The organism is Halosimplex marinum, assembly GCF_051414075.1.
GTDB classification, from domain to species: Archaea; Halobacteriota; Halobacteria; order Halobacteriales; family Haloarculaceae; genus Halosimplex; species Halosimplex marinum.
In genome coordinates this window covers 1,432,783-1,459,592 of record NZ_JBLKNY010000003.1, presented here as the reverse complement: position 1 = coordinate 1,459,592, position 26,810 = coordinate 1,432,783, and the positions used below count along the sequence as shown (strand labels likewise).

Annotated in this window: 23 protein-coding genes, 1 tRNA gene and 2 rRNA genes; 16 read left to right on the top strand and 10 right to left on the bottom strand. The window is 67.4% G+C overall.

Annotated elements, in window-relative coordinates:
* From ACMGFI_RS08325 to ACMGFI_RS08310, 4 genes are all read right to left on the bottom strand, one after another.
* Positions 1-131: ribosomal RNA gene (locus ACMGFI_RS08325) — 23S ribosomal RNA — on the bottom strand; the annotation flags it as partial.
* A 256-nt stretch (positions 132-387) separates the two neighbouring features.
* Positions 388-459: transfer RNA gene (locus ACMGFI_RS08320), tRNA-Ala, on the bottom strand.
* A gap of 93 nt (positions 460-552) precedes the next feature.
* A 16S ribosomal RNA gene (locus tag ACMGFI_RS08315) occupies positions 553-2,023 on the bottom strand.
* Positions 2,024-2,845: 822 nt separating this feature from the next.
* Positions 2,846-3,193, bottom strand: coding sequence for a non-histone chromosomal MC1 family protein (locus tag ACMGFI_RS08310; protein ID WP_436908822.1), 348 nt, complete (start codon positions 3,191-3,193; stop codon positions 2,846-2,848).
* A gap of 268 nt (positions 3,194-3,461) precedes the next feature.
* On the opposite strand from ACMGFI_RS08310, the gene ACMGFI_RS08305 reads away from it, so the two are divergent.
* Positions 3,462-3,659: a hypothetical protein gene (locus ACMGFI_RS08305; protein WP_006882158.1), complete on the top strand. Its 198-nt coding sequence runs from the start codon at positions 3,462-3,464 to the stop codon at positions 3,657-3,659.
* A 41-nt stretch (positions 3,660-3,700) separates the two neighbouring features.
* Entirely contained in the window at positions 3,701-4,756 is a 1,056-nt protein-coding gene (locus ACMGFI_RS08300; protein ID WP_436908820.1) for a quinone-dependent dihydroorotate dehydrogenase, read from the top strand.
* A 60-nt stretch (positions 4,757-4,816) separates the two neighbouring features.
* On the opposite strand, the gene ACMGFI_RS08295 is transcribed toward ACMGFI_RS08300, so the two are convergent.
* Together ACMGFI_RS08295 and ACMGFI_RS08290 are read right to left on the bottom strand one after the other, a co-directional pair.
* The gene (locus tag ACMGFI_RS08295) at positions 4,817-5,611 is read right to left on the bottom strand and encodes an ABC transporter permease subunit (protein WP_436908819.1); all 795 of its coding nucleotides are present in this window, start codon (positions 5,609-5,611) and stop codon (positions 4,817-4,819) included.
* Positions 5,604-6,551: an ABC transporter ATP-binding protein gene (locus ACMGFI_RS08290; protein ID WP_436908818.1), complete on the bottom strand. Its 948-nt coding sequence runs from the start codon at positions 6,549-6,551 to the stop codon at positions 5,604-5,606. The genes ACMGFI_RS08295 and ACMGFI_RS08290 overlap by 8 nt, the downstream gene beginning before the upstream one ends.
* Positions 6,552-7,056: 505 nt before the next feature.
* Here ACMGFI_RS08290 and ACMGFI_RS08285 point away from each other — a divergent pair.
* Complete coding sequence (locus ACMGFI_RS08285; RefSeq protein ID WP_436908817.1) at positions 7,057-7,278, top strand: DUF7535 family protein; 222 nt, start codon at positions 7,057-7,059, stop codon at positions 7,276-7,278.
* A gap of 89 nt (positions 7,279-7,367) precedes the next feature.
* Here ACMGFI_RS08285 and ACMGFI_RS08280 read toward each other — a convergent pair whose 3' ends face one another.
* Positions 7,368-9,725, bottom strand: a complete 2,358-nt coding sequence (locus ACMGFI_RS08280) for a xanthine dehydrogenase family protein molybdopterin-binding subunit (RefSeq protein WP_436908815.1) — start codon at positions 9,723-9,725, stop codon at positions 7,368-7,370.
* A 134-nt stretch (positions 9,726-9,859) separates the two neighbouring features.
* Between ACMGFI_RS08280 and ACMGFI_RS08275 the strand changes: the two genes are divergently transcribed.
* The gene (locus tag ACMGFI_RS08275) at positions 9,860-10,249 is read left to right on the top strand and encodes a hypothetical protein (protein ID WP_436908814.1); all 390 of its coding nucleotides are present in this window, start codon (positions 9,860-9,862) and stop codon (positions 10,247-10,249) included.
* A 22-nt stretch (positions 10,250-10,271) separates the two neighbouring features.
* Here ACMGFI_RS08275 and ACMGFI_RS08270 read toward each other — a convergent pair whose 3' ends face one another.
* Positions 10,272-10,781: a 2'-5' RNA ligase family protein gene (locus ACMGFI_RS08270; RefSeq protein ID WP_436908812.1), complete on the bottom strand. Its 510-nt coding sequence runs from the start codon at positions 10,779-10,781 to the stop codon at positions 10,272-10,274.
* Positions 10,782-10,866: 85 nt separating this feature from the next.
* Positions 10,867-11,049: a DUF7554 family protein gene (locus tag ACMGFI_RS08265; protein ID WP_436908809.1), complete on the bottom strand. Its 183-nt coding sequence runs from the start codon at positions 11,047-11,049 to the stop codon at positions 10,867-10,869.
* A gap of 110 nt (positions 11,050-11,159) precedes the next feature.
* Between ACMGFI_RS08265 and ACMGFI_RS08260 the strand changes: the two genes are divergently transcribed.
* From ACMGFI_RS08260 to argF, 11 genes are all read left to right on the top strand, one after another.
* Complete coding sequence (locus ACMGFI_RS08260; RefSeq protein WP_436908807.1) at positions 11,160-12,284, top strand: helix-turn-helix transcriptional regulator; 1,125 nt, start codon at positions 11,160-11,162, stop codon at positions 12,282-12,284.
* A 153-nt stretch (positions 12,285-12,437) separates the two neighbouring features.
* Positions 12,438-13,949, top strand: a complete 1,512-nt coding sequence (locus ACMGFI_RS08255; RefSeq protein ID WP_436908806.1) for a hypothetical protein — start codon at positions 12,438-12,440, stop codon at positions 13,947-13,949.
* Between the two features lie 326 nt (positions 13,950-14,275).
* Positions 14,276-15,532 (top strand): argininosuccinate synthase, encoded by a 1,257-nt coding sequence (locus ACMGFI_RS08250; RefSeq protein ID WP_436908805.1) that lies wholly within the window; start codon positions 14,276-14,278, stop codon positions 15,530-15,532.
* Position 15,533: 1 nt separating this feature from the next.
* Positions 15,534-17,069: an argininosuccinate lyase gene (gene argH / locus ACMGFI_RS08245; protein WP_436908803.1), complete on the top strand. Its 1,536-nt coding sequence runs from the start codon at positions 15,534-15,536 to the stop codon at positions 17,067-17,069.
* A 201-nt stretch (positions 17,070-17,270) separates the two neighbouring features.
* Positions 17,271-17,435, top strand: coding sequence for a lysine biosynthesis protein LysW (gene lysW / locus ACMGFI_RS08240; RefSeq protein ID WP_006882170.1), 165 nt, complete (start codon positions 17,271-17,273; stop codon positions 17,433-17,435).
* A gap of 2 nt (positions 17,436-17,437) precedes the next feature.
* Entirely contained in the window at positions 17,438-18,337 is a 900-nt protein-coding gene (gene lysX / locus ACMGFI_RS08235) for a lysine biosynthesis protein LysX (protein WP_436908860.1), read from the top strand.
* A 10-nt stretch (positions 18,338-18,347) separates the two neighbouring features.
* Positions 18,348-19,391: an N-acetyl-gamma-glutamyl-phosphate reductase gene (gene argC, locus ACMGFI_RS08230; protein ID WP_436908802.1), complete on the top strand. Its 1,044-nt coding sequence runs from the start codon at positions 18,348-18,350 to the stop codon at positions 19,389-19,391.
* 14 nt (positions 19,392-19,405) lie between these two features.
* Entirely contained in the window at positions 19,406-20,290 is an 885-nt protein-coding gene (locus ACMGFI_RS08225) for an acetylglutamate/acetylaminoadipate kinase (protein WP_436908801.1), read from the top strand.
* Complete coding sequence (locus ACMGFI_RS08220; protein ID WP_436908800.1) at positions 20,287-21,420, top strand: aspartate aminotransferase family protein; 1,134 nt, start codon at positions 20,287-20,289, stop codon at positions 21,418-21,420. The genes ACMGFI_RS08225 and ACMGFI_RS08220 overlap by 4 nt, the downstream gene beginning before the upstream one ends.
* Positions 21,413-22,525, top strand: coding sequence for a [LysW]-lysine hydrolase (locus ACMGFI_RS08215; protein WP_436908799.1), 1,113 nt, complete (start codon positions 21,413-21,415; stop codon positions 22,523-22,525). The genes ACMGFI_RS08220 and ACMGFI_RS08215 overlap by 8 nt, the downstream gene beginning before the upstream one ends.
* On the top strand, positions 22,522-23,409 hold the full coding sequence (gene argF, locus ACMGFI_RS08210; protein ID WP_436908798.1) for an ornithine carbamoyltransferase: 888 nt from the start codon (positions 22,522-22,524) through the stop codon (positions 23,407-23,409). The genes ACMGFI_RS08215 and argF overlap by 4 nt, the downstream gene beginning before the upstream one ends.
* A gap of 483 nt (positions 23,410-23,892) precedes the next feature.
* Here argF and ACMGFI_RS08205 read toward each other — a convergent pair whose 3' ends face one another.
* Positions 23,893-24,753 (bottom strand): IS5 family transposase, encoded by an 861-nt coding sequence (locus ACMGFI_RS08205; RefSeq protein ID WP_436908796.1) that lies wholly within the window; start codon positions 24,751-24,753, stop codon positions 23,893-23,895.
* An 806-nt stretch (positions 24,754-25,559) separates the two neighbouring features.
* Here ACMGFI_RS08205 and ACMGFI_RS08200 point away from each other — a divergent pair.
* Positions 25,560-26,435 (top strand): class I SAM-dependent methyltransferase, encoded by an 876-nt coding sequence (locus tag ACMGFI_RS08200; protein WP_436908795.1) that lies wholly within the window; start codon positions 25,560-25,562, stop codon positions 26,433-26,435.
* The last annotated feature ends 375 nt before the right edge of the window (positions 26,436-26,810 follow it).

Genomic DNA, 26,810 nt, shown 5'->3' with positions numbered 1-26,810 from the left:
GTGGGGATTCCCATTCGGAGATCCTGCGTTCTTCGCTTCCATGCAGCTCCCGCAGGCTTATCGCAGCTTGGCACGTCCTTCGTCGGCACTCGAGCCGAGCTATTCACCAGGTGGCATAGCAGCCACGTTAGTGGAGGAGGTCCGGTGAGGGACCTCCGATGTGTGGAGATCCGGATGGATCTCCTACGTCGTTGGACTCGATGAACGAGTCCAGTGGACGCCTGGATCGCACGTACACACAGTCTCATCTGCACACCCACGGGTGAGGTGGCGCGTGCATCGACCCTTCCCATCCGCGTTCGCACGGGATGGTGCACCGGTCTTCGTACCACGATTCGAGTGGCGTGCCCCACTTAAGGGACACGGTTCGAACCGCCGTACGTGACATGGACCCACTGGGATTTGAACCCAGGGCCTCCGCCTTGCAAAGGCGGCGCTCTGCCGCTGAGCTATGGGCCCGTCGTTAGCCCTGGTAGTTCATAGGTGCCCGGCTGCGGGCGGTCGCGGGACGCCAGATAGGTGGGCTGGGGCGACGCCCCAGTCCCGGTCAGTAGGAGGTGATCCAGCCGCAGATTCCCCTACGGCTACCTTGTTACGACTTAATCCCCCTTGCGGAGCCCAGATTCGACCTGGGTATCCAGGCCTCATCCGGACCCCACTCGGGTGATTTGACGGGCGGTGTGTGCAAGGAGCAGGGACGTATTCACCGCGCGCTTCTGACACGCGATTACTACCGAATCCAGCTTCATGAGGGCGAGTTTCAGCCCTCAATCCGAACTACGACCGGGTTTAGGGGATTAGCGCGTCCTCTCGGACTGGCGTCCCACTGTCCCGGCCATTGTAGCCCGCGTGTTGCCCAGCACATTCGGGGCATACTGACCTACCGTTGCCCGTTCCTTCCTCCGCTTTGGCAGCGGCAGTCCTCCTAGTGTACCCAACCACCGCAAGGTGTTGCTGGCAACTAGGAGTGCGGGTCTCGCTCGTTGCCTGACTTAACAGGACGCCTCACGGTACGAGCTGACGGCGGCCATGCACCTCCTCTCAGTAGCTCAGGTAAGGTCATCAACCTGACCGTCACTGCTACTGTCGGTGCTGGTGAGATGTCCGGCGTTGAGTCCAATTAAACCGCAGGCTCCTCCGGTTGTAGTGCTCCCCCGCCAATTCCTTTAAGTTTCATCCTTGCAGACGTACTTCCCAGGCGGCTCGCTTCTCGGCTTCCCTACGGCACAGCACAGGCTCGTAGCCTGTGGCACACCCAGCGAGCATCGTTTACAGCTAGGACTACCCGGGTATCTAATCCGGTTCGAGACCCTAGCTTTCGTCCCTCACCGTCGGGTCCGTCTTCTCGAGGCGCTTTCGCCACCGGTGGTCCGTCCAGGATTACGGGATTTCACTCCTACCCCGGACGTACCCCTCGAGTCCTCCGGCCCCAAGCCGAACAGTTTCCGCTGGACGCCCACGCGTTGAGCGCGTGGATTTCCCAACGGACTTGCCCGGCCGGCTACGGACGCTTTAGGCCCAATAAGATCGGCCATCACTCGTGCTGCCGGTATTACCGCGGCGGCTGGCACCGGTCTTGCCCAGCACTTGTTCCTGTACCACCTTACGGTACAGAAAAGCGAGGACTGTATGCCCTCGCACTCGGAGTCCCCCTATCGCACTGTCGTGCAGTGTAAAGGTTTCGCGCCTGCTGCGCCCCGTAGGGCCCGGAATCTTGTCTCAGATTCCGTCTCCGGGCTCTTGCTCTCACAACCCGTACCGATTACCGGCACGGTGGGCCGTTACCCCACCGTCTACCTAATCGGCCGCAGCCACATCCTATGGCGCCGGAACGTTTCCAGCTCGCGCCACTCCAGGCTGCGAGCTGTATCGGATATTAGCCTCAGTTTCCCGAGGTTATCTCCGTCCATAGGGTAGTTTGGCCACGTGTTACTGAGCTATCTGCCGCGGGTCTGAACCCGCGCGACTAGCATGGCTAAATCGGACTCCGATAGCAATGGCCTCCGGCAGGATCAACCGGAATGTCCCCTGCGAAGCAGGGGGGTTAGGCGGGAACACACTCGAATGAGTGTGATCTCTTATCGCTATCGTGGTCTAGCGTCCGGCGACACGCGGTCACAGACCGGGTGTCACCGAACTACCAGGGCTAACATCAGATCCCATCTGTACGGCGGACCGCAGGGGTGGAATCCTCATCTCCTTCGGACCTCAACGTAAGCCGAGGAGGGTACATAACCCCTTCGACATCGCGTCGGTCCGGACGGCCGGGTTTCGTCGGCCCCGACCGGGCCCCGCTTGCAATCCATCCGAACGCCCTGTTACACTTAAGGGCGTCGGATCGGGTCCCGTCGAAACCGCACGACGGGGACGGGACGAACGCCGCGCCGTTCGCCGGACCGACCGGCGAGCGGTGGGCGCGTTCCGCGGCCCGGCGGGGGCGCCTGCCCCGCGCCGCTCCGTACCTGTTTCGATGGGGGTGATTCACTTAAGGCCGTCGGATCGAAACCCGCCACGTCATGCGATTTCATGGGACGGTCACACGTGCGAGCGCGCGACTGCGCTCGAACGCTGGCCGGACCGGTCGGGGAACGGGACGGCGACCGAACGGAAATCGGACCGCGGGTCCCGCGGCTGGTCGGGGGAGTGTCGCGTGGCAGGAGGGCGGCCAGTCATCCCGCGCGTCGCGCGCTCGGTGTGGCCGGGTGGGAGCCACGCGTCCGCCAGTCGGAGTGGCGTCCCTATGTAGTTCACGCACGCGGAGCGACGGGACGCGGACGGCGGTCCCGCAACTCGGACGGGGTCCGGCGTCGGAGGGCGTCGTCGGGGAGAACCGCCCGCGGGCGACTCAAATATCGTCGAGGTGCTCGACGCCCTGTTTCGAGACGTTGGCCTTCGTGATCTCGTCGACCTGGTTCATCCACACGTCGGAGGGGTCGTCGGCGTCCCACTCGTTCATGTCGACGTCCGGCGGCGACTCCTTCCAGGACCACCCCTCGTAGACGTGGACCTTGTGGGTGCCCTTCTCCCGCAGGCGGATCGACTCCCGGTCGGCCGCCGCCTCGCTGCTGGCCGGGTCGAGCCGCCGCGCCGCCTTCAGTGCCGCCTGCCGGGGCGTGCTCCCCGAGAAGACGCTGTCTTCCTCGCCGTTCTCCGTCCTGAGCGCGAAGTTGCGCTTGTCGCTGTCGGGTGCCATTGGTTCGACCGCTCCATGACAACCCAGCACATGATTCATTATAAATATACCCCCGGATCGGGGCGCGTGCTGGCGATTCGTTTATAAGTCGACGCGTTCGGCCGCGCGAGGGCGGTCGATATCGTCCAGATTTCCGCCCCGATCGCGGGGAATAAAACTCGCGCGCACGGTCGGCCGTGCCCTCGCGGCGGGATCGGCGGGTCACCACGCGAGCGCGCACGGTAGACTTAAGTGCATCCTGCGGCGAAGGGCCGAATAGGATAGCGCGATGGTGCGAAAGAAGAAGCTCAGCCCGAGTGGCGCCAAAGACGAGGACGGCGAGTACCACAACGTCCACATCAACATCCACGAGGACGAGCTGGCCGTCGCCGGCATGGAGATCGGCGACGAGGTGTTCGTCCGGGTCCGCGACAACAAGATCATCATTCAGAAGGCCGACCCGGACGACGTGGAACACGAGTTCTAGCGCCCGGGCCGGTCCCGCCCCCTCGGGGGCGCACCTCACCCATGAACGCCTACGACATCGCCAAACCACTGTTGTTCTCGCTCCCCGCCGAAACTGCCCACACCCTCGGCCACGGGGCCGTCAGCGCCGCCGGGCACGCGCCGCTCGACCGCGCCATCGCCCGCCACTACGCCGTCGACGACCCGCGCCTGCGCGTCGACGCGCTCGAATCGTCGTTCCCCAACCCCGTCGGCGTGGCCGCCGGCTTCGACAAGAACGCCGGGGCCGTCCGCGGGCTGGCCGCGCTGGGCTTCGGCTTCGTCGAGGTCGGCGGCGTCACCGCCGTCGCGCAGTCGGGCAACCAGCGCCCGCGGATGTTCCGCCTGCGCGCCGACGACGCCGTCATCAACCGCATGGGCCTCAACAACGACGGCGCCGAGGTCGTCGGCGAACGGCTCCGCGCCCTCGACGCGCCCGTCCCCGTCGGCGTCAACATCGCCAAGTCCGAGCACGTCGACACCGCGGGCGCGCCCGCGGACTACCTGGCCACCTACGAGGAGGTCGCGGCCGGCGGGGACTTCTTCGTCGTCAACGTCTCCTGCCCGAACTCCCAGGGCTTCGAGGAGCTACAGAACCGCAAGGCGATGGAGGCCATCCTCACTGAACTGCAGGACGCCGGCGCCGCGCCCCTCCTCATCAAACTCTCGCCGGACCTGCCCGAGCCCGCGGTCGCGGACACGCTCGATCTGGTCACCGAACTCGGGCTGGACGGCGTGGTCGCCACCAACACCTCGACCGAGCGGCCCGACACGCTGGAGAGCCCCAACCGCGTCGAGACCGGCGGGCTCTCCGGGGCGCCCATCGAGGCGCGGGCGACGGAGATGACCCGCTTCGTCGCCGAGCGCGTCGACGTGCCGGTCGTCGGCGTCGGCGGCGTCGCCACCGCGGAAGACGCCTACCGGAAGATCCGCGCCGGCGCCTCGCTGGTGCAACTGTACACCGCCTTCCTCTACCGCGGCCCGTCGATCGCCCGCGAGATCAACCTCGGCCTGCTCGACCTGCTCGAACGGGACGGCTTCGACTCCGTCGAGGCGGCCGTCGGCGCCGACCTGGACTGACGGGACGAGCGCGGACGCGGCGACCGAACGGTCCCGTACGCGGACCGGGTGGAGCCTCGTTCACTCGATGTCCTTCCGCCGGAAGATCGCCACCGCGAGCACGACGAGCGCCAGCGTCGCGACGGCGAGGACGGCGGCGTCGCCGACGGCGTACTCGCTCTCCCGGAGGACCGCGTTGGGGTCGACGTACCGCGTCGGGGAGACGACGCCGACGGTCTCGAAGTCCGTGTCGGTGACCAGCGACTCCGCGAAGAAGAGGCCGACCAGCGCGCCGGCGGCGACCCGCTGGGCGACCCCCGCCCGGTCGAAGACGACGGAGGCGACGAGGCCGAGCGCGGCGCAGGTCGTGAGATACGGGATCGAGAGGAGGTGGACGGCGGCCACGTCGACGGCGGGGACGGGGTAGTCGACGGCGGCGGTGGCGGCGACCACGACGACGGGGACGACCGTCGAGAGCGCGACCAGCGGGACGGCCAGCGAGGCGAACGATTCGAGGACGACTCGCGCGCGCGAAACCGGCAGCGAGAGGAGCATGTCCATGCGCTCGCGCTCCACGTCGGCGGCGATCAGCGACGCGCCGGCGTAGGCGAAGTAGATCCCGACGACCAGCAGCCAGCCGAACGTGTACAGCTCGGAGGCGAGATACCCCTCCATGGTCGCCAGCGACTGGACGCCGAAGGCCTTCGAGAGCGCCTCGGGGTAGGCTTCGAGCAACTGGTCGATGTCGGCGCCGAGGCTCTCGGCGAAGGTCGGGTAGACGAAGATGTAGAGGAGCGCGAACCCCGCGAGCGCGGCGGTCGCGACGGCGGCTCCACGGATCCGGTGGCGCCCCTCATAGCGGGCGATCTCAAGCATCCTCTCCTCCGTAGAACCGCATGAACACCTCTTCGAGCGGCGCCTCCTCGATGTCGAGGTCGAGGACCCGCCGCTCGCCCAGCGCCGCGATCAGGTCGTTCACGTCGCCGGTGAAGGTGAACGTACACTCGGTGACGGCGCCGTCGGCGCCGGCGTGGTCGGGTGGGGCGGACTCGGAGGATCCGCCGCCGTCGGTCGTGCTGCACGAGGCGTCGTGGACGCCCTCGACGTCGAAGGCGGCCGGGCCCACGTCGCCCGCGACGCGCACGCGGACGAATTTGCCAGTACGGTGGAGCAGGTCCTCGATGGCCTCGGTCGTCACGAGCCGGCCCGCCCGGAGGATGGCCACCCGGTCGCAGACCCGGCGGACCTCGCTGAGCACGTGCGAGGAGAGAAAGACCGTGAGGCCGCGCTCCTGTTCGGCCTCGACGAAGTCGTTGAACGCTCGCTGCATGAGCGGGTCGAGGCCGGCGGTGGGCTCGTCCATCACGACCAAGTCCGGGTCGTGCATGAACGCCTGGACGAGCCCGAGCTTCTGGACGTTGCCCGTCGAGTACTCGCGGACCTTGCGGTCGACGGGCGCGTCGAACGTCTCCAGCAACTCTCCGCGGCGCTCGTCGCCCTTGATCGACGCGTGCAGGTCGAGGATCTCCCGGCCGGTCACGCCCTCGTCGAACGCGGGGTTGGCGGGGAGGTACCCGATCCGCCGCTTGGCCGCGATCAGGTCGGCCTCGTCGGTCACGTCGTGGCCGAGGACGGTCCCGCCGCCGCTCGTCGGCGACTGGAAGCCCATCAGCGTCCGGATGGTCGTCGTCTTCCCCGCGCCGTTGGGCCCGAGGTAGCCGAACACCTCGCCCTCCTCGACCGCGAACGTCACGTCGTCGTTGGCGAGGACCTCGCCGTAGTCCTTGGTGAGCCCCTCGACTTCGAGTGCGGCCATGCCCTCGATTGCGACGGGCACGCACAAATAGTCTCGCCGGATCCACGAGGGGAATTCAATACAGGCAGTAGCTGTTGCTGTGAGCGGTTGCGGTGCGGTCGGCGCGCGCTGGAGCGCGCGTTCATGCGCGCGACCGTAGCCGCGCGAGGGATGAGCGACGATAGGAGCGAATCGGCTGGGGAGGCTCGTGGCCGTCTGCGGTTGCTGTGCGGCGTGGTCGCAGTACAGTTGCGGTCCTGGTGGACTGAAAGGGCGAGGCGCGCTCGCGTTTATGCAGTCGCCTGAGCGGGCCACTATCCGCGCGGGCGGTGCCGAGAGCGGGGATATCCCGCTCAGCGACCGCGAGCGCGCCGAGGGCTTTCATCGCTCGCTGTCGAGTTCGCTCACGTTCGTCTCACTTCCTTCCACACCGGACCGACAAGAAACAACTACTCAACGAACACATCGAACCGAACGCGACGGAGCCGCCACCGGGTTTATCGTTTCGCGCGGCCTACAGGACGCCATGAGCGACGCCACGGAGACACGGGAACCGAGCACACCGCGGAAGGTCCTCCGGACGGTCACGCCGGGCTCGAAGGCCCGGCCCGATACGGAGATGGACTCGATCGGGTGGGCGGTCTTCCTCGGGCTGGTGATACTGCTGATCCCGATGCTCCCGTTCCTCGCGGTCGTCTGGGCGCTCTCGAAGGCGATCGACTTCCTCGCGCGCCAGCGCGGGGAGTGACCGACGGCGAATCCGCTGTGCAGGTTCCGCGCCGGCCCCACCGTCCTCGACCGGGCCGGTACCACCGTCCCCAACCGCGCCCGAACGCGCTACTCCTCGGCCTCGCGGACCGCCGCCCGGACGCGCTCCTCGGTGAGCGGCATATCGACGTGGGTGACCCCCAGCGGGTCGAGGGCGTCGCAGACGGCGTTGACGACCGCCGGCGGGGCGGCGATGGTGCCGGCCTCGCCGATGCCCTTGACGCCGAGGTCGTTGGTGGGGCTGGGGGTGACGGTCGCCTCGGTCTGGATCTCGGGGACGTGGAAGGATCGGGGGACAGCGTAGTCGAGCATCGAGTCGGTCTCCAGCGTGCCGTCGTCGGCGTAGACGGCTCCCTCGTAGCGGGCCTGGCCGATGCCCTGGGCGACGCCGCCCTCGACCTGGCCCTCGACGATAGTGGGGTTGATCCGCTCGCCGCAGTCGTCGAGGGCGACGTAGCGCTCGATGTCGACGGCGCCGGTGGCGGGGTCGACGGCGACGGCGACGACGTGCGTGCCGAAGGTGTAGGCGGTGTCGTCCTGCTCGAAGAACGTGGTGGCTTCGAGGCCCGGATCCATCCCGTCGGGGACGCCCCAGCCGTAGGCCGCCTCCGCCACGTCGGCGAAGGTACGGGTCTCGTCGGTGTGGCCGGGCGCCGAGAACTCGCCGTCCTCGCAGGTCACCGCGTCGGCCGGCGCGTCCAGCAGGTCCGCGGCGAACTCGCGGGCCTTCTCGCGGACGGCGCGGGCGCTCTCGGCGACGGCGTTGCCGCCGGTGATCGTCGAGCGACTGCCGAACGTGCCGGTGCCCTGCGGGATGGCGTCGGAGTCGCCCTCCCGCACGTCGATAGCGTCGTAGTCGACGCCGAGAACGTCTCCGACGATCTGGGCGTAGGTGGTGCCGTGGCCCTGACCGTGGGAGTGAGTGCCCGCCGAGACGGTGACGGTGCCGTCCGGGTGGGCGCGGACGACGCCGCTCTCCATGCCGCCGCCCGTCGACTCGACGTAGCAGGCCAGGCCGACGCCGAGGTAGCGGCCCTCGTCGTCGCGGTCCGGACGGTCGCGGAGGTCGGCCCAGCCGGCGGCGTCGAGCGCCTCGTCGAGACCCAGCTCGTAGTCGCCGCTGTCGTAGGTGGCGCCCACGGCCGTCTCGTGGGGGAACTCCGTGATCTGGTTGCGCCGGCGCAGTTCGGCGGGGTCGATATCGAGTTCGCGCGCGGCGGCGCCGACGAGCCGTTCGGCGACGTAGTTGGCCTCCGGGCGGCCCGCGCCCCGGTAGGAGTGGATCGGCGTCGTGTTCGTGAACACGGCCCGGGTCTCGCAGAAGATGGCGGGGATCGCGTACTGGCTGGAGAGCAGCGAGCCGTACCAGCCGGGCATCCCGAGGCTGCCGCCGAGGCCGTAGGCGCCGCAGTTGGCGTCGGTCTCGACGCGGAGCGCTCGAATGGTGCCGTCGTCGTCGACGCCGAGCTCGGCGGTGGTGCGGTGATCGCGGCCGTGGGCGCCCGCGAGGTAGTTCTCGCTCCGGGTCGCCGCCCACTTGACCGGGCGTTCCAGGTCCATCGCGGCGATAGCGGCGGCGGCCTCGCCGGGGTGGTGGTGGCCCTTGTGGCCGAAGCCGCCGCCGACGGAGGGCGCGACGACGCGGATGTCGCTCTCGGGGAGGCCGAGGGTAGTCGAGAGCTTCCCGCGGTGGCCGTGGGGCGACTGGCTGGTCAGCTCGACGGTCAGCCGCCCGTCGCCGGCGTCCCAGCGGGCGACCGCCGCCCGCGGTTCGAGCGCGTTGGGGATCAGCCGGTTGTTCGTCAGGTCCAACTCGACGGTGTGGTCGGCGTCGGCCAGCGCCGCGTCGGTCGCCTCACGGTCGCCGAGTTCGGAGGTCGCGGCGACGTTGTCGGGAGCGGCGTCGTAGAGCGCCGGGGCGTCCGACCCCCGGGCCTCGCGCTGGTCGACCACGGTCGGGAGCCGGTCGTACGTGACTTCGACGGCGTCGGCGGCGTCGCGGGCGCGGTAGCGGTCGGCGGCGACGACAGCGGCGACGGGCTGGCCCTGGTAGCGCACCCGGTCGCGGGCGAACACCGGATGGCCCGGCGGGTCGCAGTCCAGTCCGTGCGTCGAGATGGGGAGCACGCCCGGGATCTCGGAGGCCGCCACGTCGTCCCACGTGTAGACGGCCAGGACGCCCTCCATCGACTCGGCCGCGGCGGTGTCGACGGCCTCGACGGTGGCGTGGGCCGCGTCGCTCCGGACGAAGGCGAGGTAGGCGAGGTCCGGGTGGTCGATGTCGTCGGTGAACGTCGCGTCGCCGGCCAGCAGGGCGGCGTCCTCCCGGCGGTCGACGCCCTCGCCGACCAGCCGGTCCGGGCCGTCGGCCGTCTCGGCGTCGCCGGACGCGTCCGCCGGCGGGTCCGTCCGCGCGTCGTCGGTCATGGGGAGTACGTGCGGCGACAGCGGCTAAACTGTTGTCCCCGGCCGAGGGGCGGGACCGAAGCGCGCCGAACCGCCCCCTCACGTTTAGTCACTGCGCGGAGAAGTCGACCCGTGAACACGCAGTTCGAGGCCCCATGAGAGCGCGCGCACGGGCGGTCGCCGGTCGCGTCGTCGACTTCGTGGCCGCCAGCGAGCGCCGCCGCGCGGCCGTGGTCGTCGGCGTCCCCCTCCTGGTCTGGCTCGCGGTCGAACTCGGGGCGAACCTGGGGCTGGTGCCGCTCGCGCTCGCCGCCGTGCTCGCGGCGTTCCTCTACACGCGCGAGACACCCCGACGGACGCTTGCGGCCGGTACCTACGGCGCGGGGCTGTCGCTCGCGGGCGTCGGGCTGTTCGAGATCGCCCGGAGCGTCGCCGGCGGAACGACGGCGTCACCGACCGAACTCGTCGCCGGAGCGTCGCCGTGGCTCCTGTCAGGCGTCGCCCTGATAGCGCTCGGCGTCTGGTTCTACGGCGCCGGCCGCTGAGCGGGCCGCGTCGACCGCCGGATCAGTGGGGCAGCGACACCGAGCTGACGGACTGGGAGCGCTCGGCGTCCCAGAACTCCAGGCGTTCGACGGTCCAGTCGACGGGGTCGAACGGGGTGTCCCGGAGGTCGGCCGCTCGCTTGACGGAGCCGCCGCGGGCGACGGTGACGTGCGGGGTGTAGTCGTCGCCCTCCACGTCGTCGACGGGGTCGAATCGGTCGCAGAGCCGCTCGTGGAGCGCTTCGAGGCCGGGGCTGTCGACGGCGAGGTAGACGACCGGCCCCTCGCCGCGGGGCACGTCGGTGAACACGTCGACGCCGGTGACCCGCACCTCGAAGGGGGGTTCGCCGCGGAGCGCCTCGCGAGCGCGGGCTTCGAGTTCGTGGTAGCGGGCGGCGTCGCCTCGACCGAGTCGCTTGGCGACGAGCGTGTGCTCGCCGCGGGGGCGCACGTCGGCGGTCCCGAGGCGGGTCCCCAGGTCGCGGGCGAGCGCGGCGACCGTCCCGGGGACGGGGACGTTCAGGCTGTACACGACAGTCGGGAGGGGCCAGCGGCCGAAAAGACCGTCGCTCGCGGGCGGCGATACACCTTCCGGTCGCTCGCGGATCTCGACGGGCTCAGATCCGGTCGAGCAACCAGAGGACGATCAGCGCGGCGATGACGAGCCCGAGCACCGGCTGCAACGCGCCCAGCAGTAGATCCGTGAGGGCGTCGAGCACTTCCAGCGCGAGCCAGACGACGACGAGGACGAGCACGACCTTCAGCAGCGTCTCGACCTCGATGTCAGCCCGTGTGTCCATGGTCGCCCGGTGGGGAGCGACCGGCAAGTGCCTTCGGGAACGTGTCGGCCGGCCTGAAACCGCGGCCCACCACGAAAGACTTTCCGCGGTTCGCGCCGACGCGAGGGACGATGAGGGACGCGTCGCGGGGGGCGGTCGTGTCGGTCGCCGTCGTACTGCTCTGTCTGTCGGCGGTCGGGCCGGTCGTCGGGGCCGCCGGCGAGCGGGGGTCGCCGGCGCCGGCCGGACAGGGGGTCGCGGCCCAGGCGCAGCCGCCGCCGGCCTTCCAGTCGGCGGTCGACCCGGACGTGGTGGTGATGCGGGCGGCGGTCGACGGGAACGGCACCGCGGCGTGGACCGTCGAGTTCCGCGTCCGCCTCGACGACGAGAACACGACCGCCGCCTTCGAGTCGGTGCAGGCGGACGTGCGCGAGAACGCGTCGGCGTTCACGAGCCAGTTCGCCACCGGAATGGCCCGGACCGTCGGGAGCGCCGAGAACCGGACGGGCCGCGAGATGGCGCTGGAGGGGGTCCGCGTCGACGCGACGACGGAGCAACTGCCCCAGGAGTACGGCGTCCTGACCTATCGGTTCACGTGGACGAACTTCGCCGCGACCGACGGCGAGCGGCTGCGGATCGGCGACTCGCTGTCGGGCCTGTTCCTCGACCGGGAGTCCTCGCTCGTGCTGTCGTGGCCGACGGACTACGGGACCGAGTCGGTGACCCCCGACCCCGACGAGACCGGCAACGGGTCGGCCACCTGGCGCGGCCCCGCCGACTTCGGGTCGAACGAGCCCCGCGTGGTCGCCGCGCCCGCGGGCGGCGGCCTCCCGACGACCGCGCTCGCGGCCCTGGCCGTCCTGCTGGTCGCCGCCGTCGCGGGCGGCGGGTGGCTCTACCGCTCGCGGACCGGCGACGGAACCGAACCCGGCGCGAGCGACGACGGCGCGACCGGCGCGACCGCGGTCGCCGAGTCGGCCGACGACGACGCCGGCGAGGCGGCCGACGACAGCGAAGGGGCCGACGGCGGCAGCGACGAACCGCCGGAAGAGTTGCTGAGCAACGAGGAGCGGGTGATCCGGCTGGTTAAGGACAACGGCGGGCGGATCAAGCAACAGCGGATCGCGAGCGAGTTCGACTGGACCGACGCGAAGACCAGCCAGGTCGTCGGCACCCTCCGCGAGGAGGACGCCGTCGAGACGTTCCGCATCGGCCGCGAGAACGTCGTCGCGCTCCCCGAGGAGAGCGACTTGTAGCTTTCGGCCGTTCACGCCGGCAGTTCCGCGTTCGGCGGCGAATACCGGACGACTGCGACGGGACGGCCGCAGACGGAAATCCGGCTTGATCCGGATTGAATCGGGTTGAAAGTCGAGGAGTTATATGGAGCCGTCGGCACAACGGGGACAACGATGGCCGAAGTATCGCCCGTCGTCGCGGCGGTCGTTGTCGTTCTCGCGACCGTGGGTGGGGTCCCGGTCGCGGCGGTGACGGACGCGGGGGCCGGGGCAGACCAGACCGCGGCGAACGGGACGGGCAACGACTCGCTGGCGCCGGGCGAGCGGCTCGCGGGCGTGGTCGGGGTCGAGGCGGTCGAGTTCGAGAGCGAGGTCGAGGCGCGGGCGTTCGGTCGCCGGGTCGCCGCGGCGGGCTCGAACGAGTCGGCGGCGGCGGTGGTCGCCGCGGAGGTCGACGACCTGGCGGCGCGGCTGGCCGAACTGGACGAGCGCGCGGCGGAACTGCGCCGCGCCCGCGAGAACGGCACGCTGAGCGAGGGGGCGTTCCGGGCCCGCATCGCGGCGGTTCACGCCAGCCAGCGGGCGCTCCAGCGGCAGATCAACCGGACCGACGCCGTCGCCCGCCGGCTCCCGGACGCGGCGCTCGAAGCCCGCGGCGTCGACCCGGGCGCCATCGAGCGGCTCCGCTCGCGGGCCGCCGAGCTGAGCGGGCCGGAGGTCGCCGCCATCGCGCGGACGATCGCCGGGCGCAACGCCGGGGCCGGTCTCGGCGGGCCGCCCCCGTTCGTCGAGAACCGCACGGGACCGCCGGACGACGCCGGTCCACCGGACGACGCCGGTCAACCGGGCGGCGGAGGGCCACCGAACGACGAGGGGACGCCGGACGATACCGGCCCCCCTGACGACGCGGGACCCCCGGACCGCACGGGGACGCCCGACGGCGAAGCGGACGGCGGCGACCGCTCCGAGGAGGACGACGTGACCCGGACTCCGTCCCCCACGCCGACTCCTTCCCCCACACCGACTGCATCCCCCACGCCAACGGCGACCCCCACGCCGACAACAACACAGATTACCGACACTCCAGAACCGACCGATGCGCCCGACACCCCGGACCCGACCGACGCACCGGACGGGACGGCCACCGTGGCTCCCACGCCGACCGCTACGCCCACGCCGACGCTTACTCCGACCGCTACCCCCACGCCCACGCCGACCGCTACCCCGACAGCGACAGCGACGCCGACCGCTACTTCGACTCAGACGCCGACCGCTACCCCGACTCAGACGCCCACACCGACACCCACGCCGACCGCTACGCCCACGCCGACGCCCACTCCCACGACCGTCCCGACTCCGACGCCCACTTCCACGCCGACGCCGACTGCGACGGGGGACCAGAACGACACGCCGGACCCGACGGACCCGCCCGACACCTCGGATCCCACCGACGCGCCGGATACCCCTGACCCGACCGACGCGCCCGACACTCCGGACCCCACCGACGCACCGGATCCGACCGACGCGCCCGATAGCCTGGCCGGTGGCTGGCCGGCGGGGGCGTCAGGTGGGAACGGGGGGAGCGTGCCAGCCGGCGTCTCGCTGGTGGCGTCGGTCGAGGCGCCCGCGTACGACCGGACCGTCGAAGCGTCGGGTGACGCCGATCGGGACGGGGCCGACGAGTGACCCCCGGCCACGGACACCTGTGACGGACCCACAGGGCCCACAGCGGCGGTTCGCAACCTTTTAGTAGCGACTTGTCGGTAGTAGCAGGTACATGGCTTCGACCCGCGCTCCCGGCGTGCAGGCGGCGGCGAGTCGCGGGTCCGCCGACCGACTTTTCGCGCGTCGTCGGGCGGCGCCGGCGGGCGTCGACGCCCGGCGACCGCGGCGACGACGACCGGGCCGTTAGGCCCGCAACTACTCCTCCCATCGCCGTCACGTCTCGCTTCCGAACGCCGCCACCGTCGGGTTCCGGGCGGACACCTCACCCGACAGTCACCACACGACACATGACATCCGACCCATCCGGCACCGTCGCGCTCGCCTTCTCCGGCGGGCTCGACACGACAGTCTGCGTCCCGCTCATCAAAGAAGAGTACGGCTACGACGACGTCATCGGCGTCACCGTCGACGTCGGCCAGCCCGCGAAGGAGTTCGACGAGGCCCGCGAGACCGCCGAGGAACTCGGCCTCGACCACTACGTCGTCGACGCGAAACAGGAGTTCGCCGACCTCTGTCTCCAGTCCGTCAAGGCCAACGGCTCCTACCAGGGCTACCCCCTCGGGACGGCCCTGGCCCGTCCGGTCATCGCCAACGCCATCCTCGAAGTCGCCGAGGAGCAGGGCTGTTCGGCGCTGGCCCACGGCTGCACGGGGAAGGGCAACGACCAGCTGCGCTTCGAGGCCGTCTGGCGCGCCTCCGACCTGGACGTGCTCGCGCCGGTGCGCGAACTCGGCCTGACCCGCGAGTGGGAGAGCGAGTACGCCGCCGAGAAGGGCCTGCCCGTCGAGGGCGGCGACGGCGGCCGCTGGAGCATCGACACGAACCTCTGGAGCCGCTCGGTCGAGGGCTCCGAGCTGGAGGACCCGGCCCACGTCCCGGGCGAGGAGATCTACGACTGGACCCAGGCGCCGGGCAACGCCGAGCCCGAGACCGTCGAGGTCGAGTTCGAGCAGGGCGAGGTCGTCGCCGTCGACGGCGAGGATCAGGACGCGGTGTCGCTCATCGAGGACCTCAACGAGCGCGCCGGGGCCCACGGCGTCGGCCGCTCGGACATCATGGAGGACCGCATGCTCGGGCTCAAGGTCCGCGAGAACTACGAGCACCCCGCGGCGACCGTCCTGCTGACGGCCCACGAGGCCCTGGAGAGCCTGGTGCTCACCCAGGAGGAGCGCTCGTTCAAACAGCAGGTCGACCAGCGCTGGGCTCAGAAGGGCTACGAGGGCCTGGTCGAGGCGCCGCTGACGAAGGCGCTCGAATCGTTCATCGAGCAGACCCAGACGAAGGTGACGGGCACCGTGACGGTCAAACTCGACGGCGGCCAGGCCCGCGCGGTCGGCCGCGACAGCGACTACGCGGTGTACAGCGAGTCGGCCGCCTCGTTCAACGAGGAGGCCGTCACCGACGACATCGAACAGAACGACGCGACCGGCGTCGCGAAGTACCACGGCTTCCAGTCGCGCCTGGCCAACCGCGTCGCCGAGAACGTGGCCGCGAAACAGGCCGAGGCAGCGACCGACGGCGGCGAAGCGGAAGAAGACGAGTAAGATGACCGACGGCGAGGACACACCCGGCGCGGACGAGGCGGCCGACGCGAGCGGCGCGGCCGGGTCGGCGGACGGCGAGAGCGGCGGGACCGCGGTCCGCCGGGACCGCTTTTCGGGCGGCCCCGCACGCGGGTTCATGTCCTCGCTGGCCGCCGACCAGCGGATCTTCGCGGCGGACCTGCAGGTCGACCGCGCCCACACGGTGATGCTCGCCGAGCAGGGCATCGTCGACGACGAGGACGCCGCGGCGATCCTCTCGGCCCTCGACGACGTGGAGGCGGCGGGCCACGGCGAACTGCCCGACGCCGAGGACGTCCACGAGGCCATCGAGACCGCAGTGATAGAGCGCGTCGGGCCCGAGGGCGGGCGCATGCACACCGCGCGCTCGCGCAACGACGAGGTGGCGACCTGCATCCGGTATCGCCTCCGTGCCGACCTGTTCGAGGCGCTGGAGACGGTCGTGGGCGCGCGCGAGCGGTTGCTCGACGCCGCCGAGTCGCACACCGAGACCGTCATGCCCGGGTTCACGCACCTCCAGTACGCCCAGCCCGTGACCGTGGCCCACTGGATACTCTCCTACGAGGGGCCGCTCGCCCGCGACACCGAGCGCCTGCTCGCGGCGCTGGACACCACGAACCAGTCGCCGCTGGGCGCGGCCGCCTTCGCCGGGACGCCCTTCGACGTGGACCGCGAGCGCACGGCCGACCTGCTGGGCTTCGACGGCACCGTCGCCAACTCGATGGACGCCACGTCCTCCCGGGACTTCCTCGTCGAGACGACGAGCGCGCTGACGACGCTGGCGACGACGCTGTCGGGGCTGGCGGAGGATCTCGTGGTCTACAGCGGCCGCGACTACCTGGAGATCAGCGACGACTACGCCTCCACGTCGTCGATCATGCCCCAGAAGAAGAACCCCGACACGCTGGAGATCGTCCGCGCCACGGCCGGCGAGGCGGGGGGCGCGCTCCAGCGCCTGCTGACGACGCTGAAGGGCCTGCCCCGCTCGTACAACATCGACCTGCAGGAGGCGACGCCGCCGGCCTGGACCGCGGTGGATTCGGTGCCGCCCGCGCTGGAGGTCGCGACGGGCGCGCTCACCACCGCCGAGTGGCACGACGAGGTGCTCGAAGCGGAGGCCGCGGCCGGGTTCTCGACGGCGACCGGCGTCGCGGACCGGCTGGCGATGGCGGGCGTCCCCTTCCGGACGGCCCACGAGGTCGTGGCCACGGTGGCCGAGGACCTCGATCCGGGACAGAACACGCCCGAGATTGCCGACCTTGAGGCGGCCGCCGAGGGGATCCTGGGCGAGCCGCTCACGGCGTACGTCGACCGGGAGACGCTGGAGGCGACGCTCGACCCGGTCGAGAGCGTGGCGATGCGCGACTCGCCGGGCGGTCCCGCCCCCGGGGCGGTGGCGACGCAGATCGAGGAGGCCCACGAGCGCCTGTCTTCGGACGAGGCCGCCGTCGCCGACCGCCGCGCGGCCGTGACCGACGCGCTGGACGACCTCGAATCGGAGGTGGCCGCGTATGTCTGACCGGCGCGGCCACAGCGACCCTCACTACCGGCCGCAGCCGCTCCCACGACCCCCGCGAGGGGAACTACCACCATACTGATACAGTGAACGGACTGTCCACGAAATCGGGCCCGCGACGCGCTTAGCGTCGAGTACGCGTAACTATTTTTGTCTGATAGGTTCGAAGCGTTTAAGTAGATAGCAGGGTGAGTGGGGTGTACGATGGCAGAATGCGTCGAGTGCGGGGCGGAGGTAACCCTGCACGACGGCATCGAGATAGGAGAGATCGTCGACTGTGGCACCTGCGGTGCGGAGCTCGAAGTCGTCGACACCGAACCTCCAGTCCTCGAGACGGCCCCCGAGCTCGAAGAGGACTGGGGTGAGTGAGAGTGAAGGTCGGCATCCTCTACTCCCGGATCCGCCGGGACGAGAAGCTCCTGCTCAACGAGTTGCGTGAGCGCGACCACGAGGTCGTCAAGGTCGACGTGCGCAAGCAGCGCTTCGGGCTCTCCGAGCCGCCCGAGGACATGCGCGACGTGGACGTGCTCGTCGACCGCTGTCTGGCGACGAGCCGCTCGCTGTACGCCACGGAGTTCGCCGACGCCTACGACATCCCGGTGGTCAACAGCGCCGAGACCGCCGAGGTCTGCGCGAACAAGGTGAAAAACAGCCTCGCGCTGGAGAAGGCGGGCGTCCCGACGCCGGCGACCGACGTGGCGTTCACGAAAGACGCCGCCCTCGAGAGCATCGAGGACTTCGGCTACCCGTGCGTCCTCAAGCCCGTGATCGGGTCGTGGGGTCGCCTGATGGCGAAGATCGATTCGCGCTCCGCGGCGGAGGCGATCCTCGAACACAAGGAGACCCTGGGCCACTACGAGCACAAGGTCTTCTACATCCAGGAGTTCGTCGACAAGCCGGGCCGGGACATCCGCGTCGTCGCGGTCGACGGCGAGCCGGTCGCCGGCATGGTCCGCTCGTCGGACCACTGGCTGACCAACGCCGCCAAGGGTGCCGAGACTTCGGAGATCGAGATCACCGAGGAGATGGAAGAACTGGTACGCAAGGCCAGCGACGCCGTCGGCGGCGGCCTCCTGGGGATCGACCTCATGGAGACAGGCGTCGACGACGAGGGGAACCCGTCGGGCTACACCGTCCACGAGGTCAACCACACCGTCGAGTTCAAGGCGCTGAACGAGGTCACCGACGTGGACGTGCCGGCGACGGTCGTCGACTGGCTGGAGAGCGCGGCCGACGCCGGCGAGAGCGAGCCCGCGGAGGCGGCGACGTGAGGACCGAGCCATGAGCGACACCTATACCGCATCCGTCGTCGGCGGCTCGGGCTTCACCGGCGGGGAGCTGCTCCGCCTGCTCGCCGGCCACCCCGACTTCGAGGTCGTCCAGGCGACCAGCCGCTCCAAGGAGAACAAGACGGTGGGCCACGCCCACCCGAACCTCCGGGACCTCGATCTGCGCTTCTCCTCGCCGGAGGACCTGGAGAGCGTCGACGCCCTGTTCGCGGCGACGCCCCACGGCGTCTCGATGGAACAGATCGACGAGTTCCGGGACGCCGCCGAGACGGTCGTCGACCTCTCGGCGGACTTCCGCCTCGGTTCGGAGGCGCAGTACGACGAGTGGTACGACGGGCACACGCGCCCGGAACTGCTGGAGGACGCCGTCTACGCGCTCCCGGAGCTGACGCGCGACGAACTCCCGGGCGCGGATCTCATCGCTTCGGGCGGCTGCAACGCCACGGCGACCATTCTGGGACTCAAGCCGCTCGTGGAGGAGGGCATCCTCACCGGCGACGAGCAGGTCGTCGTCGACGTGAAGGTCGGCTCGTCGGAGGGCGGGGCAGGGGGCGGCGAGGCCTCCAGCCACCCCGAGCGCTCGGGCGTCGTCCGCCCGTACGCGCCGACGGGCCACCGCCACGAGGCCGAGATCGAGCAGTTCCTCGGCCTGGACGTGTCCTTTACCGTCCACGCGGTGGACATGATCCGCGGCGCGAGCGCGACCTGTCACGTCTTCCCGGGCGAGCCCGTCTCGAAGGGCGACCTGTGGGGAGCGTACCGCGGCGAGTACGACGAGGAGCCGTTCGTCGAGCTCGTCGCGGGCGGCGGCGGAGTCTATCGCTACCCCGAGCCGAAGGCGGTCGCGGGGACGAATCGCGCGGAGGTCGGGTTCGAGCTCGACCCCGGAAACAGGCGCCTCGTCGTCTTCTCGGCGATCGACAACATGATGAAAGGTTCGGCGGGGCAGGCGGTCCACGCCGCCAACGTCGCGCTCGGTCTCGAGGAACGGGCGGGGCTGGAGTTCGGGGGCCTCCACCCGGTCGGCGCCCCCTGAGCAGGTGATTTTTCGTGACTACAGTCGTCAAGATCGGCGGCGCTCGCGCGGTCGACCCCGCGGGCGCCCTGGCAGACGTTGCATCGCTCACTGACGAGGACGAGGACGTAGCGGTCGTCCACGGCGGCTCGACGGCCGTCGACGAGACGCTCGAACGCCTGGGGATAGAGCCGGAGTACGTCGAGACGCCCTCCGGTGTCGTCGGCCGGTTCACCGACGCCGAGACGATGGAGGTATTCGAGATGGTGTTCGGCCACCTCAACACCCAGCTCGTCGCGGGCCTCCAGAGCCAGGGCGTCGACGCCGTCGGGCTCAACGGGGTGGACGGCAAACTGCTGTACGGCCCCCGCAAGTCCGCCGTCCGCGTCATGGACGACGGCAAGCGCAAGATCCGCCGGGGCGACCACTCGGGGACGATCAAGCGGGTCAATTCCGACCTGCTGGAGACGCTGTTCGACGACGGCTACACCCCCGTCGCGTCGCCGCCGATGGCCGGGAAAGACGACGAGGAGGTCGTCCCGGTCAACACCGACGCGGACCGCTCCGCGGCCCACATCGCGGGCGCCGTCGACGCGACGCTCGTCCTGCTGACGGACGTGGAGGGAATCTACGCGGACCCCGACGACCCCGACACCCTCATCGAGTCCGTCGAGACGGTCGAGGAGTGGGCCGCTCTGGAGGACGCCGCCGAGGGCTTCATGGAGCGGAAAGTGATGGCGATTCGGGAAGCTATCGAAGGCGGCGCGGACGAAGTAGTCGTGGCGGACGCCAACGCCGACGATCCCATCCTGTCGGCGCTGGACGGCGGCGGCACGCACGTCCACGCGTCGGCGCTTTCCGATACTGCGGACGATACGACTGCGGACGACAACGCGGACACGACGGAGGGAGACACATGAGCGGATTCGTCTTTTCGGAGAAACCGATCCAGATCGAGGAGGGAGACGGCACAGTTCTGTACGACGACGGCGGCACCGAGTATCTCGACTTCGGGGCTTCCTACGCCTGCGTCCCCCTGGGCCACGGCCACGATGCGGTCCACGACGCCGTGACCGAGCAGTTCGAGAAACTGACCTACGTTCAGGCCTCGTACCCAAACGCCGCACGGACCGCGCTGTACGAGCGGCTGGCCGACACGGCGCCCGACCCCATCGACTACACGTGGCTCTGCAACTCCGGCACGGAGGCCAACGAGGCCGCGCTGAAGTTCGCCCGCTCGGCCACCGGGAACTCGAAGATCGTCGCGACGATGAAGGGGTTCCACGGCCGGACGATGGGCGCGCTGGCGACCACGTGGAAGAGCAAGTACAAGAAGCCCTACGAGCCGCTGATGGGTGACGTGGAGTTCGTGCCCTACGACGACGGCGACGAACTCGCCGACGCGGTCGACGACGAGACCGCGGCCGTGATCGTCGAACCGGTCCAGGGCGAGGGCGGCATCAATCCCGCCTCCGCCGAGTTCCTCCGGCGCGCCCGCGAGGCGACCGAGGAGGCCGGCGCGGCGCTGGTCTTCGACGAGGTCCAGACCGGGATGGGCCGGACGGGCACGCTGTGGGCGGCCGAGCAGTCCGGCGTCGTCCCGGACATGATCACCGCCGCGAAGGGCCTCGGGAACGGTCTCCCCGTCGGCGCGACGCTGTGTCGCGAGTGGATCGCCGACAACTACGGCAGCCACGCCTCGACGTTCTCCGGCGGGCCGGTCATCTCGGCGGCGGCGGGCGCGACCGTCTCGACCATCGTCGAGGAGGACCTGCCGGGCCACGCCGGCGACGTGGGCGCGTACATGCAAGAGGAGTTGGAAGCGGCGATCGGCGACGAGGTTCGCGAGGTGCGCGGCGAGGGGCTGATGGTCGGCGTCGAGGTCGGCCGCGGCGCCAACCGCGCGCTGAAGGAACTCGCGATGGACCACCAGGTCCTCGCGCTGCCCGCGGGGCGGACCGTCGTGCGGTTCCTCCCGCCGCTGACCGTCACCGAGGCGGAGGTCGACCGGGTGGTCGACGCCATGGCGGAGGTCGTCGGCGATGAGTGAGAGCGCCGGCGAGCAGGGTGGTGGCGACGGCGGTGGGGGCGACGGCGAGGAACCGGCGCCCGACGTGCCCGTCGACGAGGAGGCCCGCGAACTCCTGGTCGACGTGGTCGACACCCCCTCCGTGACCGGCGAGGAGGACGAAGCCGCACAGGTGCTGGTCGACTTCTTCGAATCGCACGACCGCGAGGTGTGGGTCGACGACGCCGGCAACGTCCGCGCACCGGCCGACGACAGCGTGCTCCTGACCTCCCACATCGACACCGTGCCGGGCGACATCCCGGTCCGCGTCGAGGAGGACGAGGCGGGCGAGCAGGTGCTGTGGGGTCGCGGGAGCGTCGACGCGAAGGGCCCGCTCTGTTCGATGGCCGTCGCGGCCGTCCGGACGGGCGCCTCGTTCGTCGGTGTCGTCGGCGAGGAAGTGGACTCGCGGGGCGCGCGCCACCTCGTCGCGGACCGCGACGCCGAGCCCGACGCCGTCGTCAACGGCGAACCCTCAGGGTGGGACGGCATCACGCTCGGGTACAGGGGCCTGCTCGCGGGCACCTACGTCGCCACCTCGGAGTCGGGCCACTCCTCGCGGCCGGAGAACAACGCGATCCAGGACGCCATCGGCTGGTGGTCGGCCGTCGAGGAGGAGTTCGGCCACGACGAGTGGGTGCCGGTCTTCGAGCGCGTGACGGCCAAGCCCATCAGTTTCGAGGGCGGTATCACCGACGACGGGCTCTCCGTCGAGGCGACGGCCGACGTGCAACTGCGCGTCCCGCCGGAGTACACCACCGAGGAGATCCGCGAGATCGCGGACGGTCACCTCGAAAACGGGACGGTCCACTGGCACGACGCGGTCGAGCCGGTGATGATGAACCCCCGGACTGCGGCGGCGCGGGCCTTCCGCGCGGCGGTCCGGCAGGTCGGCGGGGATCCGCGACTCCTGCGGAAGACCGGCACAAGTGATATGAACGTGTACGCACAGGAGTGGGACTGTCCGATGGTGACCTACGGCCCCGGCGACTCCGATCTGGACCACGCCCCCGACGAGCACGTCTCGCTCGCCGAGTACGACCGCGCCGTGGCCGTCCTCGAGACCGCGACGGAGCAACTACAATGAACTTCCTCGACGTCGACGACCTCACGACCGACGAACTGGCGGCCGTCCTCGACCGCGCGGCGGCGATCAAGGCCGACTACCGCGAGACCGGCGCGACGGATCTGCTGGACGGTCAGACGCTCGGGATGATCTTCGAGAAGCCGTCGACGCGAACGCGGGTGTCCTTCGAGACGGGGATGACCCAGCTGGGCGGCCATGCCGTCTTCCTCGGTCCCGACGACATCGGCCTGCACGGCCGCGAGCCGGTGAAAGACATCGCGCGGGCGGTCGGCCGCTACGTCGACTTCGTGATGGCCCGCGTCTACGACCACGCCGACGTGGTCGAACTCGGGGAGTACGCGGGCGTGCCGGTCATCAACGCGCTGACCGACGACGCCCACCCCTGTCAGACGCTCGCCGACCTGCTGACGATCCGCGAGCGCTTCGCGGACCCGACGGTCGCGTGGGTCGGCGACGGCAACAACGTCTGCCAGTCGTTCGTCCTCGGCGCGGCGATGTCGGGGCTGGACCTGACCGTCGCCACCCCCGAGGGCTACGGCGTCGACGACGGCGTGCTGAAGCGCGCCGACGGGCTCGGGACCGCGCCGGCGACGACGACCGACCCCGAGGCGGCCATCGCCGACGCGGACGTGGTGTACACGGACGTGTGGGTCAGCATGGGCCAGGAGGACGAGCGCGCGGAGAAACTGGAGGCCTTCGAGGGCTTCCAGATCACGCCCGAACGGCTGGGCGACCGCGCGCTGATGCACTGCCTGCCCGCCCACCGCGGCGAGGAGGTCACCGACGCCGTCATCGAGAGCGACAACGCCATCGTCTGGGACCAGGCCGAGAACCGCCTGCACGCCCAGAAGGGCCTGCTGGCGTGGTTAGCGGAACAGGAGTAACGTCCGGCGCCGAAGGCGCCGGTTCCTCGGGCCGAGCATAGCGAGGCCCGCTTTTTCGCCCACGTTTTTCGACGGGTGGTACCCGCAGCGAGCGCGAGATCGATCGAAGGGAGACCTCGATGCGAACGGGGAGCGAAGGGACCCGTGAGCGAGCGAGGCACCCCAGGATAAAAACGTGGGATCGGCGTGGCTGGCCGAGCAGGCATAGCAGGGCCTTCTGGAGGCACGAAGACAATCCCAATTCAGAGCAGAGATGTTCTAAACAGTTCATGCTTTGGAAGGGACCCAGAACACATAGGTACATACGAACTCGGTCACATGGCAGCGATATGGGAGACTTAGAATCCAATTCGAGCCCTTCCGAGTATCTACGTGCTGGGCTTGTGATAAAGGAACATCCGAACCGTCCGCTCGACGGGCAGAAGTAGCTGTCTCAACCAGTGCTGATATCGAACTTCTAGGGCCTTGTTTAGACGCGTGATCTCACGGTCGTGAGTGGCTGACGCTAAGTTCGATGTTTCTGACAGCGCATTTCAGGACGAGTTCGCGGAACTGACCGAACCAGGTTCGAGCGCGAACGATCTCACCGTATTTTCGCCGAGGCGCGAAAAATATGGATTCGGCGTTCGAGCGTTGATGGTAGATCGTATCATCTTGCAAAAGATTGTTGGCGATGCCGTGCCAGCCGAATTCGCGGTGCTTGATCATCGGTTTGACGCCTTCAGATCGTAATCTTTGGCGAAGCAGCCACCAATCGTAGCCTTTGTCGGCGGTAAGAATGTTCAGTTTATCGAGATTTCGTTTGACCATTTGCCAGCCGATCTTGGAATCGTGCGGTTGTTTCATCGAGCAATGTATATCAAGGATCGCACTAGTCTTGCAATCACTGAGGAGCGTCGTTTTCACCGCCTCGAACGTGTAATTCGTCCGTTTTGCGTAGTGTTGGCTGGCAGCTATCCGATCCATGCCGGTTGCGTCGATCGCCTGAACATCGCCGAGATCATGCAACTCCGCCGACAACCGCAGTAAAACGCGCCAGATTCGCATTTCTAGATCTTGCTTGCGCGTACACACGGTCGTGAAATCAGGCAGATCAGCCACCGCTAGGTCGAGTTGAGCGACGATTCCATGCATCTCGTGAAGCACGTCCAGCAGCCGCCGATACGTGTGATCTAAGTACTCGCGGAGGCCGTGGATCGCCACGATCACCCAGTCTGCGTAGCCGCCGTCACCGTCTTCGAACGCTGGATCTGGCTCGCCGACGACGGCTTTTTGAGCAAGCGACACAACCCGATCAGTGAAGCGGGCAAGCTTGGATGACACAACCGGCTTTTCCCGCTTCACTTCCTAGTAAGTTAGACATTTAGCCACTCTTACTAGCGTCTAAACACGCCCAACTTCTAGAGATTGATCTGCGAGAGATAGTTGAAGAAGCTAAGTCAAGGTGTGATATCGAGGAATACAGAACCGGCTTGTGTCTTGGTACGGTCTATTTCAAACCAGATGGTGTGACACCAATCGGTATTAAATTGGAAACAGAACCACGAGCGTACGAGCACGGCGAATTCGCAGACTCTGTCTCGACGCTTCCGGAGAATATTGAGTAATTGAACGTAATCCGAATAATCCGACCTGATTAGAGGGTGATGGTGGTTCTCAGTCATCTCAAACGATACGGTTCCGTGTGCTCTGTTGAATCCGTAGACGGCGCGGGGATCGGAGCTGAAGACACGGTCGTCAGACTCCAGTGGTGACGGATTCTCACAACCGGACTTCGAGTGATGGGGTGGTTTTGGAGAATGGAAACCGGTTCCACCCTCCCATCTGTCGCCGACTCCAGCTCAAACGCTGGCTGTTTGCCCGCCGATCCGGACGCCGTCATCGGATTCAACAGAGCAGTTCAAACCGTTCGCTGATGCCACCTACTATACTAAAAGCCAGAAGTCTCCGAGCCGTGCCTCGATAGAATACCCGCTTCAGCGGTTCCAAAGACGATTTTATGAGGGAATATCCGATTACGTCTGGCAGCCAGCATAGTAGTTCTTCGATATGATCATCGACAATCGAAGAACTGGAAGGATATTACCTAGGGGAATAACCAATCATGTGAGCAAATATTTATTAAGAGTACAGTGACTAATACTCGGAACATGGGTGAAGATGAGGGTATGGAAAGGCCGGAGATCAAACGTATGAATCGCAAGTCATGGGAATATGCGAATGAGAAGTTCAATAAAATAAAGGGAGATTTTGAAGAAGAAATAAAATCAGGGGGGAAAATTTTACCACCGGAAGTGATACAAGAGTTAGATCCACTAAAAAATGAAGAACTAGTACATCTAATGTGTAACGATGGGAGAGAAGCAGCCTATATAGCTAGCAATTTTGAGAGTCAAGTCTGGGGTGTTGATTTTTCATCTCATGCGATCAGATTTGCTAAACAGATAAATACGAATCTAGGACTCAATAACAAATTCATTGAAAGTGATGTCTTTGAATGGCTCAATACTACGGATAAGGACTTTGATAAAGCTTTGACCACTCTTGGATCAATCCGATGGATTTATAATGAATCTGAATATTTCCGGTCTGTATATAATCGACTTCGGGATGGAGGAACTTTGTTAATTTGGGATTTTCACCCTCTTATCAAATGTATTGATGGAGACATGAATGTTGTCCATGATTACCCAATTGAAACATTCTCATTCGTCCGGGAAGAAGGGGTGCATGATTATATATCGGATGAGGACAGCTATTCTTTAGTTTCCCGTGATGACGATACAGAGTATAGTACCTACAACAATGAAAACGAAGTTTATTTTACACATCACTCCATCTCAGACTTAATCACATCTGCGATCGAGAACGATTTTAAACTATCTGCCTTCCAGGAATACGGATTTATTTGGGAGGAGAAGTATCTTCCTTGGCTTGTAGAGGTGAGCCCCAGAAGGTTTGAGACGCCTGATCAGATGAGTCAAATACCTCTATCATTTATCATAAAGCTTGAAAAATCGGAATAAATCAGTAAAGATACCAAATTGGACCTTGGAAATGTCCGGTTCAACGCGTTTACTGGAATCTCACCAGCGGAACGTAATCACTCCGCTTTTGGTTGTTATAGCGACAAAACCATTGATGTCAGTGAGCGACAACAAAGCTATTGGTTCAGTTTATATGGGATCCAATAGACCCCATTATAAGAATTTGAAAATATAATCCGGTGTGGATCAGTTGTCACATTTAAAATGAAAGTCTGTCAAAACTGAGAGGGGCAGTCTAAATACCTAAGGCGTCAAAGAAAAATTTCTTCGACAGCGCGGTCTCATTCTGCTTGAGGATGCATATAATTCTCGCTTCCGATTCGAAGGGTGCCAACCTTAGCGTGAAAGAAGACG

Bases quoted from the DNA above. Each gene is read 5' to 3' on its own strand.
- ACMGFI_RS08285 (WP_436908817.1), top strand. From the start codon at position 7,057: ATGAGCGACGCCACGGAGACACGGGAACCGAGCACACCGCGGAAGGTC.
- ACMGFI_RS08265 (WP_436908809.1), bottom strand. From the start codon at position 11,049: ATGGACACACGGGCTGACATCGAGGTCGAGACGCTGCTGAAGGTCGTG.
- ACMGFI_RS08250 (WP_436908805.1), top strand. From the start codon at position 14,276: ATGACATCCGACCCATCCGGCACCGTCGCGCTCGCCTTCTCCGGCGGG.
- ACMGFI_RS08220 (WP_436908800.1), top strand. From the start codon at position 20,287: ATGAGCGGATTCGTCTTTTCGGAGAAACCGATCCAGATCGAGGAGGGA.
- ACMGFI_RS08295 (WP_436908819.1), bottom strand. From the start codon at position 5,611: ATGCTTGAGATCGCCCGCTATGAGGGGCGCCACCGGATCCGTGGAGCC.
- argC (WP_436908802.1), top strand. From the start codon at position 18,348: ATGAGCGACACCTATACCGCATCCGTCGTCGGCGGCTCGGGCTTCACC.
- ACMGFI_RS08305 (WP_006882158.1), top strand. From the start codon at position 3,462: ATGGTGCGAAAGAAGAAGCTCAGCCCGAGTGGCGCCAAAGACGAGGAC.
- ACMGFI_RS08255 (WP_436908806.1), top strand. From the start codon at position 12,438: ATGGCCGAAGTATCGCCCGTCGTCGCGGCGGTCGTTGTCGTTCTCGCG.
- ACMGFI_RS08290 (WP_436908818.1), bottom strand. From the start codon at position 6,551: ATGGCCGCACTCGAAGTCGAGGGGCTCACCAAGGACTACGGCGAGGTC.
- argH (WP_436908803.1), top strand. From the start codon at position 15,534: ATGACCGACGGCGAGGACACACCCGGCGCGGACGAGGCGGCCGACGCG.
- ACMGFI_RS08260 (WP_436908807.1), top strand. From the start codon at position 11,160: ATGAGGGACGCGTCGCGGGGGGCGGTCGTGTCGGTCGCCGTCGTACTG.
- ACMGFI_RS08300 (WP_436908820.1), top strand. From the start codon at position 3,701: ATGAACGCCTACGACATCGCCAAACCACTGTTGTTCTCGCTCCCCGCC.
- lysW (WP_006882170.1), top strand. From the start codon at position 17,271: ATGGCAGAATGCGTCGAGTGCGGGGCGGAGGTAACCCTGCACGACGGC.
- ACMGFI_RS08310 (WP_436908822.1), bottom strand. From the start codon at position 3,193: ATGGCACCCGACAGCGACAAGCGCAACTTCGCGCTCAGGACGGAGAAC.
- ACMGFI_RS08275 (WP_436908814.1), top strand. From the start codon at position 9,860: ATGAGAGCGCGCGCACGGGCGGTCGCCGGTCGCGTCGTCGACTTCGTG.
- ACMGFI_RS08200 (WP_436908795.1), top strand. From the start codon at position 25,560: ATGGGTGAAGATGAGGGTATGGAAAGGCCGGAGATCAAACGTATGAAT.
- argF (WP_436908798.1), top strand. From the start codon at position 22,522: ATGAACTTCCTCGACGTCGACGACCTCACGACCGACGAACTGGCGGCC.
- ACMGFI_RS08280 (WP_436908815.1), bottom strand. From the start codon at position 9,725: ATGACCGACGACGCGCGGACGGACCCGCCGGCGGACGCGTCCGGCGAC.
- ACMGFI_RS08215 (WP_436908799.1), top strand. From the start codon at position 21,413: ATGAGTGAGAGCGCCGGCGAGCAGGGTGGTGGCGACGGCGGTGGGGGC.